This is a genomic window from Aeromonas sp. HMWF017 (genome assembly GCF_003061465.1).
GTDB lineage: Bacteria > Pseudomonadota > Gammaproteobacteria > Enterobacterales > Aeromonadaceae > Aeromonas > Aeromonas veronii.
This window is the reverse complement of sequence record NZ_QAJD01000181.1, coordinates 26,387-39,255: the sequence shown is the minus strand read 5'-3', so window position 1 is coordinate 39,255 and position 12,869 is coordinate 26,387. Positions and strand designations below refer to the sequence as shown.

The window sequence follows — 12,869 nt, the reverse complement described above, 5'->3', positions numbered from 1 at the left end:
TTCAGGCGCTGAGCCGCCGGTTGCGCTAAGGAGCTTCCATGAAAGAGAGCAAGATTGGGCTCTGGTCACTCACCGCGCTGGTGTTCAGCTCCATGGTGGGGGCGGGAATTTTTAGCCTGCCCCAGAACATGGCCGAGGTGGCTGGCGCCCGCGCCGTGCTGATCGGCTGGGGCGTGACGGGTGTGGGCATCCTGGCGCTCGCCATGAGTTTTCTCTATCTGTCGCGACTCAGGCCGGATCTCGACGGCGGTATCTACAGCTATGCCCGCGCCGGTTTTGGCGAGCTGGTGGGATTCTTCTCCGCCTGGGGTTATTGGCTCTGTGCCACCATCGGCGTGGTGGGCTATCTGGTCATCGCCTTTGCGGCGCTGGGCAGCTTTATCGATACGCCGGAGCAGATCTGGTTTGGTGACGGCAACACGCTGGCGGCGTTTGTTGGCGAGTCCTGCATCCTCTGGGCGGTGCACCTGCTGGTGGCCCGCGGCGTGCAGCAGGCGGCGCTGTTCAATCTGGTGGCGACCCTGGCCAAGAGCCTGCCGCTGCTGCTGTTTATCCTGTTTGCCTGCTACTTGTTCGATCCGGTCACCTTCGCGGCGGATCAGCAGGGCAGTAGCCTGGCGGTGCCGGTTTCCGAGCAGGTGCGCAATACCATGCTGCTCACTCTCTGGGTCTTCACCGGTATCGAGGGAGCCGCGGTGTTGTCGGCCCGCGCCAGAAACCGGCGGGATGTGGGCACGGCCACCGTGCTTGGGGTGCTATTGGCGCTGCTGCTCTATGTGCTTATCTCGGTGCTGGCGCTCGGAATATTGAGCCGACCCGAGCTGGCGGCGCTGCCCAACCCCTCCATGGCAGGGCTGATGGCCCAGATGACCGGCTCATGGGGCAAACTGCTCATCAGCGTCGGCCTGATCGTCTCGGTGCTTGCCTCCTACGTGAGCTGGACCCTTTTCTCGGCGGAGGTGCCCTTCAGCGCGGCCCGACACGGTGCGTTTCCCGCCATCTTCCAGCACCAGAACCGCAACGGGACGCCTATCGCATCGCTCTGGCTCACCAGCCTGACGGTGCAGACTTGCCTGCTGCTGGTGTGGCTGCTCGACAAGGGCTACACCAGCCTGCTGCTTATCTCTACCTCGATGATTTTGGTGCCCTACCTGCTGATCGGCCTGTTCTTGCTCAAGCTTTCGTTCAGCAGGAAGGGGGAGAGCGGGCAGGGCCGCGGTCTGATGCGGGCGGTGGCGCTGGTGTCGAGCGGTTACGGTTTCTGGCTGCTCTATGCCGCCGGGGTGGAGTATCTGCTGCTCTCCTTGCTGCTCTACGGGCCGGGTCTGCTGCTGTTTCTCTACAGCCGTCGTCAGTTGGGCGCAGATCTTTGCCTGAGTGGCCGCGAGCGGCTGTTGGCCGGAGTGACCTTGCTGAGCCTGATCCCCGCCGTCTGGTCGTTCGCCCATCTCTGACACCGAAGATATGGTTGACCATAAAAGAGAGCGCCACCGTGGCGCTCTCTTGTTATCAGGGACTGGTTATCAGGGGCTTGCTATCCGGGAGTTGCTGTTCGGGGCGAAGGCCTAGCGGCTGGCAGGTCCGGCCGGTTTGCCAAACAGCACGGCGAGTTTTTGTCGCCACGGCAAGCCACGGGCGTCATGCAGCATGTCGCGCCACTCGTGGAAGGTGAGGGTGAGGGGATTGAAGCTGTGGATCGGCTTGGTGATGCCAAAGCGACACGGCTCGGCAGGATCTTCCTCGACAAAGGTACCAAGCAGCCGATCCCAGATGATCAGCACCCCGGCGAAGTTGCGGTCTATGTACTTGGCGTTGCTGGCATGGTGCACCCTGTGGTGGGAGGGGGTGTTGAAGACCCACTCAAGCCAGCCGAGTTTGCCCACCACCTGGGTGTGGACGAAGAACTGGAAGCCCAGACTCAGCAGCACGGTGGCGACCACCGCCTCAGGCGGGAAGCCGATGACAATCATCGGGATCCAGAACAGCCACATGCCGGAGATCGGGTACATCAGGCTCTGGCGAAAGGCGGTGGAGAGGTTGAGGCGCTCCGAGCTGTGGTGCACCACGTGGGAGGCCCACAGCCAGCGAACATGGTGGCTGGTGAAGTGGAACAGCCAGTAGCAGAGATCCTGCAACAGAAACAGCAGTAGCACACTCCAAAGATTCAGCTCGATATCGAACAACCGCCAGCCCCAGAGGGTGTCATACAGATAAGCAATGGCGATGGCCGCCAGCGCGTCGCCCCCCTGGTGCATCAGGGCCAGCGTGGCGTTGGCGAACAGATCCCGCCACTGGTAGGTGGCGGTGGGAAAGGCCGCGCCATGTTTGCGCAGGTAGAGCATCTCCCAGCCGACAAAGGCCAGAAAAACCGGGGAGAGGTAGAGCAAAAGCAGTTGCACATCCATATTCGGCCATCCATTCAGAGCAATTGCTCTCCAGCATAAAGGATGGCTTTAATATTTCATTAACATTTTTCTGCCAACGAAGAGATGGCATGAAATATGGCGCGGCAGCAGAGGAAGGCGCGGCGGATGGCTATGCTTGATGCAGGCTTTTTCAGGAGGTGCTGGCTTATGCGCGTCTGGTGTTGCTTGTTGCTGGGGTTGTGCATGATGGCGCACGCCAAGACCCGGGTCGAGATCCTGGCGGATGCCGCCTATCCCCCCTACTCCTGGCAGGAGGGGGAGGAGGTCAGGGGGATCTATGCCGACATCATCCGCGAGGTGACCTCTGCTATGCCTGACTATGAGGTGGTGCTCAAGCCTATGCCGTGGCGGCGCGGTCTGAGCATGGTGGAACAGGGGACCGCCTTCGCCATCTTTCCACCCTACTACATGCCCGATACCCGGCCTTATATGTGGCCCTACTCCCAGCCGATGCTGGATGAAGAGCTGGTGGTGATGTGCGGCGCCAGTGTGGCGGCCAATACCCCGCAGGCCAGCTTTCCGCTCGACTATCATGGTTTACGCTTTGGCATGAACGCCGGTTTTGCCGTCGGCGGCGATGCCTTTTGGCAGGCGGTAAAAGAGAAGCAGATCGACGTGGAGGAGGTGAAAAGCAATCGGGAGAACCTGCTCAAGATTGTCCGCGGCCGGGTCGATTGCACCATCAATGATCGCCTCTCCCTGCTCTATGAGTTGCTCAACATGATAAAGGCCGATCAGCTGGCGGTGGCCGATATGTCCCTGCTCAAACAGGGGCCGGTGCTCAGCAAGGAGCAGGGGTTTCTCGGATACAGCCGCAAGGGGGAGTACCCCTACAAACAGGCCTTTATCGACCAGTTTGACAAGGAGCTCTATCAGCTCAAAAAACGTGACGGGGTGAAAGTGATCGTGGAGCGCTATCTGGGAAAGTCCCCGCGCTGAGCCGATGAGAGGGGCACTCGGGTTCAGCTGGGTTAAGCCTGCTCAGCGTGACGCACAAGAAGAGGGACCTTGCGGTCCCTCTTCGTTTATCCAGCAGAGCGTGTTGGCTACAGCACCTGACTCAGGAACTGGCGCAGACGCGGGGAGGGAGGATTGTCGAAGAAGTCAGCGGGTTTTTCATCCACCAGCAGTTCGCCACTTTCCATAAAGAGCACCCGATCCGCCACTTCCCGGGCAAAGCCCATCTCGTGGGTCACCACCACCATGGTCATCCCCTCGCGAGCCAGCCCCTTCATCACATCCAGCACTTCCCCCACCATCTCGGGGTCGAGCGCACTGGTGGGCTCGTCGAAGAGCATGATGCGCGGCTGCATGGCGAGTGCCCGGGCAATGGCCACCCGCTGTTGCTGACCGCCGGAGAGTTGGGAGGGATAGCTGGCCGCTTTCACCGACAGCCCCACTTTCAGCAGCAGCGCCTTGGCTCTGTCTTCGGCCTCACGGCGCGACAGGCCACGCACCTTCTGCGGAGCGAGGCAGATATTATCCAGCACCGTCAGGTGGGGAAAGAGGTTGAAGGACTGGAACACCATGCCCACCTCTTCCCGCAGCTTGTTGACATCGCCCGGCTCGGTCAGGCTGATGCCGTCGACTACTATGTTGCCGTCGTTGATGGTCTCCAGCTGGTTGAGGGTGCGCAGGAAGGTGGACTTGCCCGAGCCGCTGGGGCCGACGATCACCACCACTTCCCCTTCGGCCACCTCGGTGCTGACATTTTTCAGGGCGTGCACTTCGCTACCGTAGAACTTCTCTACGCCGGTCGCTTTGATGATGGGATCAGTTGCTTTTCGCATATTTCACCTCGAGACGGCGTACCAGGAAAGAGAGGGTGCCGGTCAGCACCAGATAGAGCAGGGCCACGGTGAACCATACCTCGAACGGGCTGAAGGTGGAGCTCACCACTTCGCGCCCCGCCTTGGTCAGGTCGGTGATGGAGATGACCGAGACCAGCGAGGAGTCCTTGATCAGGTTGATGAACTGGCCTGCCAGCGGTGGCAGCACCCGCTTGAACGCCTGCGGCAGGATGACATAACGCATGGTCTGGGCCGAGGTCATACCCAGGCTGCGACCCGCCTCCATCTGCCCCTTGTGAATGGAGCTGATGCCGGCGCGGACGATCTCCGCCACATAGGCACCGGTAAAGACCGCCAGCGCGGCGACCCCGGCGGTGAAGCGGTCGAGGTTCAGCACGGTGCCAATAAAGAAGTAGACGATAAAGATTTGCACCAGCAGCGGTGTGCCGCGGATCAGCTCCACATAGGTGATGGCCAGATTGCGCAGGGCCGGATTGGGGGAGAGGCGCGCCAGCCCGGCCAGGGTGCCGAGCAGGATGGCGAAGATGCCTGCTACCAGCGAGAGCTTGACGGTGACCCAGACGCCCCAGGCGATGGGGCCTGCGGTCCAGCTCAGTTGGGTGTCGAGGGTATCGCCACGAAAAACGGTATCCCCTTCGGCGACTTGTACGCCGGTACTGGCGATGGCTTGCCGCACATTGGGGTCGAGATCGTCTTGCAGGAACAGCTTGCCCTTCTCGGCCTCGCTGGTACCCGCCATCACGGTGCCGTCAAATTCGGCCAGATTCTTCTGCTCCGCCTGATAGGCGATGTATTGGGGAATACGTTCCCAGCGCCAGGTGTAATCCACTGACTGGACAGCCTTGTAGATGCCGAATACGGCAACCAGCAGCATCAGCAGGAAAACCCCATGCCAGAGTAGCTGATTGGGCTGTTTTTCCATCTGTCTTGTCGGTTTGGGTGTGTGCACAGTCACAACCTCTTCTCGTTATTGTGTGGGGAGCTGCGTGGTGCAGGGGCGGCATGTGCCGCCCCCCGGAGGTTATTTGAGCTGGTTCAGCCAGGCGTTGGATTCGAACCACTTCTTGTAGAGACGGTCGTAGCTGCCATCGCCCTTGATCTGGCGCAGGTAGTTGTTGAACCAGTTGAGGGTGTCCTGATCCCCTTTGCGGATGGCCCAGGCCAGCGGCTCGAAGGTGAACGGCTTGTCGAGGTGCACTACGGCGCCCTGATTCTGGGAGGCGAAGATGGCGTTGTAGGGCAGGTCATAGACGAAGGCATCGACCTTGCCGTTGATCACTTCCAGCTTGGCGTCATCCTGGGTTTCAAACTGCAGCAGGGTGGCTTTGGGGATCAGGCGCTTGACTGCCTGCTCGCCGGTGGTGCCGAGCTTGACCGCGATCTTGTATTTCGGGTCGTTGAGGTCGGTGAAGGATTTGATTTCGCCCGCTTTCTCTTTGCGCAGGACAATGGTCTGGCCGACCACGATGTAAGGATCGGCGAAGTTGACTCGCAGGTTGCGCTGGGGAGTGACGGTCATGCCGCCCATGATGACGTCGAACTTGTTGGTCAGCAGCGCGGGAATGATGCCGTCCCAGGCGGTGTTGACGAACTCGACCTTCACGCCCATCTCTTTGGCGACCATCTTGGCGAGATCCACGTCAAAGCCGATGTACTGGCCCTGCTTGTTGGTCATCTCGAAGGGTTGATAGCCCGCATCGAAGCCAACCCGCAGCACGCCGCGTTCGAGCACGGCATCCAGGGTGGAGGTAGGGGCTGGGGTCGGGGCCGCCGTGGCGATCCCGCAAAACAGCAGGGTAGAAAGAATCAGTTTTTTGATCATAAGTGACGTCTCTGTCGGTGGTGTGTTCGGCCTTGAACCTGATCCCGTGCGACTCCGTGGCACAAGAGACTGCTGCATCCGGCAACAGGCAAGACAGGATGAATGTCTTGAGCGGGACAAAAGCCCCATATGAGATGCTATGAATAGTGGTTGAGTGAAAAATGTACCAAAAACAGATTGTGTCAGAAGACTCAACAGGTTAGAGACATTTATTGCTCATGGCTTCATTCATAAAATCACACGAAAACAACATATCTATCTAATTGAGTGGGTTCAAGCCCAAATTATCCCCAAGACATTTTGTTACAAAGTCAGGGCGCCGCTTGCGGCTCTTATTGTGCTATTGGGCTCCGTAAGAGGCTTCTTGTGGGGCTTATACGAATACGCATTGGTGGGATATCACACGCATTGCTCTGTTTGTCAGCAAACGAACGGGCTTTATTGTGAAAACCATCAAGTCGCACTGGGTCTTGGCAAACGCTTCTCATATACTCAGTTACCCTCTCTGCATGGCTTTGGTATGGACGCCTCACTACTGCTTAAGCTGGATATTTTTACCTTGATGATCATGGCCTTGTGTGGCTATTGTCTCGGTTTCCTCACTCTTACCATCATTCGCGTTACCCACAACGATATTCCCGGCGTCGGGGTCTGGTGGTGGTCCAGTCTGTTTGCCATGCTGGGTCAGGCGGGGTTTGCCAGCCTGCTGCTTACACCTACTCCCTATGGCTCCTGGGTGGGCAATGTCTTCCTGATTTTTCATGTGTCGTTGCTGCTGGTTGCCCAGCGCTGTTTCTTCCGTCAATCGCCGGGCTGGCCTGTCTGCTGGGGATTCATCCTGCTGTTTGCCGCCGTCATGACCTGGTCGGTTGCCATTGATGGCCGGATTGCGGTGCGGGTGATGATCAGCAGCGCCACTTTCCTCGTGCTCAGTACACTCATCATCTGGCAGCTCTGGCGTCACGGCCGACCCGATTATCAGGTGGCGGTCTGGGTGCTGATTGGCCTCAATCTGGTGCTGATCGCCATGACCCTGATGCGGATGTTTACCGTGTGGGGCGAGGTGATCGAAAGCCCGTTCCAGCGTCAGCTGTTCAACGTGTTGCCCTATGTCTCCATGCTGGTGGGTAGCTCCATGCTCACCTTCGGGGTGCTGCTGCTCTGCAACCAGCACCGGGCGCTGGAGCTGCGCTATCAGGCCAGTCATGATCCGCTGACCGGCTTGTTCAATCGCCGTGGTTTTATGGAGCGTCTGGCCCGTGGACGCCCTGCACTGCAGGGGGCGCTGGTGGTGCTCGATCTGGATGACTTCAAGCAGATCAACGATCGGCATGGTCATGAGGTGGGGGATCGGGTGTTGGAGCGGGTCGGGTTGGCACTGCGCGAGCTGGAGGGAGTATTGGCCAGTCGCTTTGGGGGCGAGGAGTTTGTGTTGCTGTTTCGCCATGCCACCGCAGACGAGGCGATCGCCCGTTGTCAGTCACTGCTGGTTCAGCTCGCGGCCAGCGAGGTGGAGGGGATCCATATCACCGTCAGCATGGGGATTGCTCACTGGCAGGGGGAGTGGCACTTTGACAGCCTGTTCCGCCGCGCGGACGACGCCCTCTATCGGGCCAAGCGGGAAGGGAAGAACCGGGTCTGTCAGGCGGCCTGAGGCAGGTATAGGTTCAGGGATAAAGGCAGGGCGCGATGATCCGCGCCCTGACTGCTTCTGCTTGCCGGATCTGGCTTGCCAGATGCCATCCGCTACTCTGAATCCGCTTGAGCCGTTCTCGGTGCCTGCGCCTTGAGGAAGGGGAGCAGCAGCAGGGCCGAGACGCCGGCCGCCACCGAGATCACCACGAAGAAGCCGTTCCAGTGCCAGATCTCCATCACCTTGGCCAGCGGATAGCCCGACAGCGCCGCCCCCATGTAGGCAAACAGCCCGACAAAGCCGGTGGCGGCCCCCGCCGCGTTTTTGTGGGAGCACTCCGCCGCCGCCATGCCGATCAGCATCTGGGGACCAAACACGAAGAAGCCGATGGTAAAGAAGCAGGCCGCCTGCATCACATAGCTGAAGAAAGGCATTAGCCAGAGCGACCCCACCGCCAGCAGGATCCCCACCGCAAAGATCAGGTTCATCGGGCCGCGGTTGCCGTTGAACAGCTTGTCCGATCCCCAGCCAGCCACCAGGGCGCCGATAAAGCCCCCCACCTCGAACATGGAGATGGCCGAGTTGGCGCTCATCAAATTGAAGCCGCGCTGCTCGGTCATGTAGAGATTGCCCCAGTCATTGATGGCGGTGCGCACCACATAGACCAGTACGTAACAGCAGGCCAGCAGCCAGATATAGGGGTTGCCCAGCACATATTTGCGCAGGATCTGGCGATGGGAGAGGCCCGCATCCTGAGTCTGCTGGGCCAGCTCCATGGCATCCTTGCGCCACTCGCCTACTGTCGGCAGTCCCATGGCACTCGGGGTATCGCGCAGTCGCCAGCAGAGGAACAACCCCGCGATGATGGCGATAAGGCCGGGCACTATCATGCCGTAGCGCCAGCCATGTTGCAGAGCGATGGTGCTGACGATAAGGGGGATGAGCGCGCCGCCGACGTTGTGGGCGGTGTTCCAGGCCGACCACCAGACCCCGCGCTCGGTGCGCGAATACCAGCTGGTAAGCAGCTTGGAGCAGGGGGGCCAGCCCCAGCCTTGGAAGAAGGCGTTGGCGACCCAGAGGGCGGCAAACATCCAGAGTGCCGACGAGAGGCCGAACAGGATATTGATAACGCCGGTGGCCATCAGTCCGACCCCCATGAAGTAGCGTGGGTTGGCGCGGTCACTGATGATGCCGGAGAAGAACTTGGAGCAGCCGTAGGTGATGTAGAACAGAGTCCAGAGCATGCCGATGTCGGACTTGTCCAGCATGCCGCTCGCCAGCATGTCCGGCATGGCGAAGTTGAAACTCTTGCGAGTGAAGTAGAAGACCGCGTAGCCCAGATACATGGTCAGTAGTAGGTGCAGCCGCCAGTGGCGATAGGTGGCATCGATCTCGGCCTGATCCCGGATAAGAGGCCGGGGCGGCGCGCTTCTCATAAAACTCAGCACAGGCAGGCCCTCTGGTGGTGATTAGCCATGACTCTCCTCCCGTCTGCGACTGGGCAGGTTGACCGTCAGCTGGGTGCCGTGGATGCAGGAGAGTTGCAGACTGCCCCCGAGCGCCTGTACCCGCTCGCGAATGCCGAGCAGGCCATAGCCCTGTTGCGGGCGGCTTTCCGGCAAACCGCGGCCATCATCTTCCAGCACCAGTTGCAACTGCTCGCCGCTGGTCCGGGCGCGAATGGTGACCGAGTGGGCGTTGGCATGTTTGACCACGTTGTTGAGCCCCTCCTGACAGACCCGAAACAGGGTGACCCGCTGGGCATCGGAGAGATCTCCATCTGCCAACTGCCACTCCAGCCGGGTGACGATGCCGTGACGTTCCAGCTCCAGCTCTCGCAGCAGTGCCCGTACCGCCTGCTCCAGGGTCATGTCGTCGAGCTGGCGCGGGCGCAACCGCCCGAGCAGACCGCGCACCGCGTCGTATATGCCGAGCGATAGGGTATCGATCAGGGCGCTGCTCTGGCCCACACCTGTGTTATCGGGAGCGAGGCGGCGTACAATGCCGGCCTGGGTGCGAATGGCGGTGATGGTCTGGCCGATATCGTCGTGCAGCTCGCGCGCCACCTCCTTGCGGATGCTCTCCTCGGTCTCCAGCAGCCGCTCGGTGAGCTGGCGATTGTGGGCGAGCTGGCGCGTCAGCGCCTGATTGAGTTCCCGCTGGCGCTGGATCCCGGCACCCAGCAGCAGGCCGGTGAGGCTCTGGGCCAGCAGGGAGAGCAGCAGATCCAGCGGGTGATCATGCCAGGCCTGACTGGCCAGCAGGGCGATGGTGTTCATCAGGGTGGCGAGCAGCGCCCCTTGCCAGCCGTAGCGCCACGCCATGGCGATGATGGGGATGGCCAGACAAAACGGGGTGAAGCGTACCAGCGAGTTGGGCAATCCCAGTTGCAGCCAGAGGCTCAATACGAACAGCAACAGATACCAGACCAGATGGCGAAAGCGCCACTCCACCGGTTGATCCACCAGCGCAGGCCCCAGCGGCACCCAGGTGGCGCGGGTGAGGTAGTGCCAGATCAGCATGCAGGTGGAGGTCAGCGTCAGCCCGCCGGTCAGGCTGAGCAGCAGGGCCGAGAGGCCATCTTCCCCCGCCAGATGCCAGAGCAGGGCTTGCAGCAGCGCCGCCGCCGTGACGGTGGCGAGCAGCAGCAACAGTTGCTGCCAGTCGTTGCGCACCTGTTGGCGACGGGCAATCAGCAGCGGTAGCAGGGTCAGCAGACTGCCCGCGACCAGCCAAGGCCAGTGGGGCAGCCCCACCTCCAGATTGAGCCAGTAGAGCAGCAGTCCTTCGCACAGCAACAGCGGCGGCCAGTAGTGGCCGGGACTTTGCAGCAGCAACCCGAGGCGCAGGCCGAAGGGGAACAGCAGCACCGCCAGCGCAGGGCCGCCCGCCAGATGCAGGCTGATGCTCCAGAGGCAAAACCAGCCGGCGGCAAAGATGAAGCAGGCCGCCAGCGCGATGGCGACATAGCTGGCAAAACGGGAGATCACCAGCTATCCAGCATGCGGTGGGCCAGCTCGACGTTGTTGCTGACCTTGAGTTTGTCCATCAGGTTGGCGCGATGGACGTGGACGGTTTTTGGGGAGAGGCCGAGCTGTTCGGCGATGGCTTTCACCTCCAACCCCTGTGCCAGCAACTGGGCAATCTCCCGCTCCCGATTGGTGAGGGGATCCCGGCTGCTGCTGGCCAGTTTCTGGGCGATGTCCGGCGTAAGATAACACCCCCCCTGGGCGGCGGTACGCACGGCAGCGATCAGCTCGTCCGGACTGCAGCGCTTGGAGAGAAATCCCTTGGCGCCGGTCTGCAGCGCCTGCTCGATGAGGGCGGGGCTGTCGTGAACCGAGAGCATCACTACAGCCAAGCCGGAGGGGAGCTGCTTGAGCAGCTCCAGCCCCGACTGGTCGGGCATCGAGATGTCGCAGACGCAGACCCGCGCCCCGCTGCCGGGCAGGCCGGCAAGGGCGTCGCTGGCGGAGCCGAATTCGGCGACTACCTGCAGGTCGGGCTCCAGATTGAGCAGTTGGGCAAAACCGGATCGGACGATCTGGTGATCGTCGATGAGGGCAATTTTTATCATGATGTCAGCCTGAAATTCGGTGCGTCATGACCATGACGCGGCCAACAAGATACCTGCCCCCCGAGTCAGGCTCAAGCAGCAGCAGGAAAAGGGGCTAAAAACCGGGGGGCAAGGTGCGCAAAGCTTGATCGGGATCAGCTGACAAGGGCGAGCAAGCGGGCTGATCAACAGAGGGATGACCAGCCCGGGGGACTCAGCGGTGCAGCTCGCCGGCGCGCTCCGGCTGATAGACCACTTCCAGAATTTCGACCTCGATGGTGCGACCGGCCGGGCCCGGCCAGGCGATGCTGTCGCCCACTTTCAGGCCGAGCAGGGCGCTGCCTACCGGCGCCAGTACCGAGATGTTGCTCTCGTCGCCCTTGGCATCGCGCGGATAGACCAGGGTGAGGCAGAACTCGTTGCCGCTGCTCTGCATCTTGAAGCGCACCTTGCTGTTCATGGTGACCACGTCCGGCGGCATGTCGGCCGGTTCACGGATCTCGGCGCGGTCCAGCTCCTCTTGCAGGGCCAGATGCTGCGGGTGGTTGCCGAGCAGTTGTTCGATACGGTCCAGATCAAGGCTGGAGATAACCAGATGAGGTTGTTTCATAAGATATTCCTTATCAATAGCGGATAGGCCCATACCGGCGGGGGCAGGTTGGCCATCACGCAAAGTGTTACAAAAATGGATTTAACAGGTTCAATCGATTGAAAATGCCATGCCCCCAAGCGACTCGCGGCCGAAGGAGCGAGGCGGGGGCTCAGCAGGGTGTGAGCAAATGCGAGGAAATAGCGAGTATTTTCATGGGGCTACCATAACCATTCTGGCCGGCCTTGGCAACCGTGATTGAGTGACTACTCAGGAGCCTGATAGTTGTACTGACGGATGATCCGCGCCAGTGTGCCATCATGGCGCATCTCGTCTATCACGGCTTGCCAGCGCTGCGCCTGTTTGAAGGGGAAATCCTTGTGAGCAGCCAGATAAAACTGGGTGCGCATCAGGGTCTCTCCTCTCATCAGCCGCTCGGTTGAGAGTCCGGCAAGCTGCTGGTTGTAGAGAATGGCATTCCATGCGCCGACCCAGGCATCGATGCGGCCTCGATGCAACTTCTGGGCATTGAGCTCTTCGGTGGCTACGGTGTCACTCTCAAGCTGGAGCCGCTGTCTGAGTAGATGCTGGCCGAAGGAGTAACGCAGAGTGCCGGTCTGCAGCGGAGGGAGATCCGCTACTTTCAGTGGTGCGGGACGAAAGCGACGATCGCTAACGATGACGAAGTCATCCTCCAGTAGCGGTGTGATCCAGTAGTAGAGGTGTTCCCGTCGGGAGCTACGTACCGGCGGGATCAGCAGCACATCCTTGCGGTGAATAGCTTGGGTAAGAGCCCGAGCCAGTGGCATCAACTCGATAGTGAGCGGTTCTTTGAGGCGTCGGGCGGCCTCTTCCATGATTTCGATGGCCATGCCGCTTGGTGCCCCCTGCTGGGAACGGATGGCATAGGGGGGCAACTCGGCCGCTACCAGCACAATAGCCTGGGCACCGGTGTTCACCAGCAACAACAGCAGGGCAAAAAAGGGCAGGCAGAGAGCGCGCATCAAGGTCGTGAGCCAGAGTCGAATATGC

The 12,869-nt window shown here is 60.7% G+C and carries 12 protein-coding genes; 3 read left to right on the top strand and 9 right to left on the bottom strand.

Features of this window, described 5'->3' with window-relative positions; genetic code table 11:
• Window positions 1-38: 38 nt before the first annotated feature.
• A complete protein-coding gene (locus DBR30_RS20475) occupies window positions 39-1,454 on the top strand; it encodes a basic amino acid/polyamine antiporter (RefSeq protein ID WP_108539666.1) in 1,416 nt (471 codons plus the stop codon).
• A 111-nt stretch (window positions 1,455-1,565) separates the two neighbouring features.
• Here the strand turns inward: DBR30_RS20475 and DBR30_RS20470 are convergent, their stop codons facing one another.
• The gene (locus DBR30_RS20470) at window positions 1,566-2,405 is read right to left on the bottom strand and encodes a sterol desaturase family protein (protein ID WP_108539663.1); all 840 of its coding nucleotides are present in this window, start codon (window positions 2,403-2,405) and stop codon (window positions 1,566-1,568) included.
• Between the two features lie 168 nt (window positions 2,406-2,573).
• On the opposite strand from DBR30_RS20470, the gene DBR30_RS20465 reads away from it, so the two are divergent.
• Window positions 2,574-3,365: a substrate-binding periplasmic protein gene (locus DBR30_RS20465; protein WP_043823446.1), complete on the top strand. Its 792-nt coding sequence runs from the start codon at window positions 2,574-2,576 to the stop codon at window positions 3,363-3,365.
• A gap of 107 nt (window positions 3,366-3,472) precedes the next feature.
• On the opposite strand, the gene DBR30_RS20460 is transcribed toward DBR30_RS20465, so the two are convergent.
• The 3 genes from DBR30_RS20460 to DBR30_RS20450 form a co-directional block, all read right to left on the bottom strand.
• Window positions 3,473-4,216, bottom strand: coding sequence for an amino acid ABC transporter ATP-binding protein (locus tag DBR30_RS20460; RefSeq protein WP_021231032.1), 744 nt, complete (start codon window positions 4,214-4,216; stop codon window positions 3,473-3,475).
• Window positions 4,200-5,159 (bottom strand): amino acid ABC transporter permease, encoded by a 960-nt coding sequence (locus DBR30_RS20455; RefSeq protein ID WP_108539660.1) that lies wholly within the window; start codon window positions 5,157-5,159, stop codon window positions 4,200-4,202. The genes DBR30_RS20460 and DBR30_RS20455 overlap by 17 nt, the downstream gene beginning before the upstream one ends.
• A gap of 99 nt (window positions 5,160-5,258) precedes the next feature.
• Window positions 5,259-6,059: a transporter substrate-binding domain-containing protein gene (locus DBR30_RS20450; protein WP_005334079.1), complete on the bottom strand. Its 801-nt coding sequence runs from the start codon at window positions 6,057-6,059 to the stop codon at window positions 5,259-5,261.
• A 520-nt stretch (window positions 6,060-6,579) separates the two neighbouring features.
• Between DBR30_RS20450 and DBR30_RS20445 the strand changes: the two genes are divergently transcribed.
• Window positions 6,580-7,713, top strand: a complete 1,134-nt coding sequence (locus DBR30_RS20445; RefSeq protein ID WP_108539658.1) for a GGDEF domain-containing protein — start codon at window positions 6,580-6,582, stop codon at window positions 7,711-7,713.
• Between the two features lie 92 nt (window positions 7,714-7,805).
• Here DBR30_RS20445 and DBR30_RS20440 read toward each other — a convergent pair whose 3' ends face one another.
• The 5 genes from DBR30_RS20440 to DBR30_RS20420 form a co-directional block, all read right to left on the bottom strand.
• Entirely contained in the window at window positions 7,806-9,140 is a 1,335-nt protein-coding gene (locus DBR30_RS20440; RefSeq protein ID WP_108541490.1) for an MFS transporter, read from the bottom strand.
• 21 nt (window positions 9,141-9,161) lie between these two features.
• Window positions 9,162-10,682 carry a signal transduction histidine-protein kinase/phosphatase UhpB gene (uhpB, locus tag DBR30_RS20435; protein WP_108541491.1) on the bottom strand — a complete coding sequence of 507 codons (1,521 nt, stop codon included), beginning with the start codon at window positions 10,680-10,682 and terminating at the stop codon, window positions 9,162-9,164.
• Complete coding sequence (uhpA, locus tag DBR30_RS20430) at window positions 10,679-11,269, bottom strand: transcriptional regulator UhpA (protein ID WP_021231026.1); 591 nt, start codon at window positions 11,267-11,269, stop codon at window positions 10,679-10,681. The genes uhpB and uhpA overlap by 4 nt, the downstream gene beginning before the upstream one ends.
• 193 nt (window positions 11,270-11,462) lie before the next feature.
• Window positions 11,463-11,858, bottom strand: coding sequence for a nucleoside diphosphate kinase regulator (rnk, locus tag DBR30_RS20425; protein ID WP_005334070.1), 396 nt, complete (start codon window positions 11,856-11,858; stop codon window positions 11,463-11,465).
• A gap of 245 nt (window positions 11,859-12,103) precedes the next feature.
• Window positions 12,104-12,841: a substrate-binding periplasmic protein gene (locus tag DBR30_RS20420; protein WP_108541065.1), complete on the bottom strand. Its 738-nt coding sequence runs from the start codon at window positions 12,839-12,841 to the stop codon at window positions 12,104-12,106.
• Window positions 12,842-12,869: the final 28 nt, after the last annotated feature.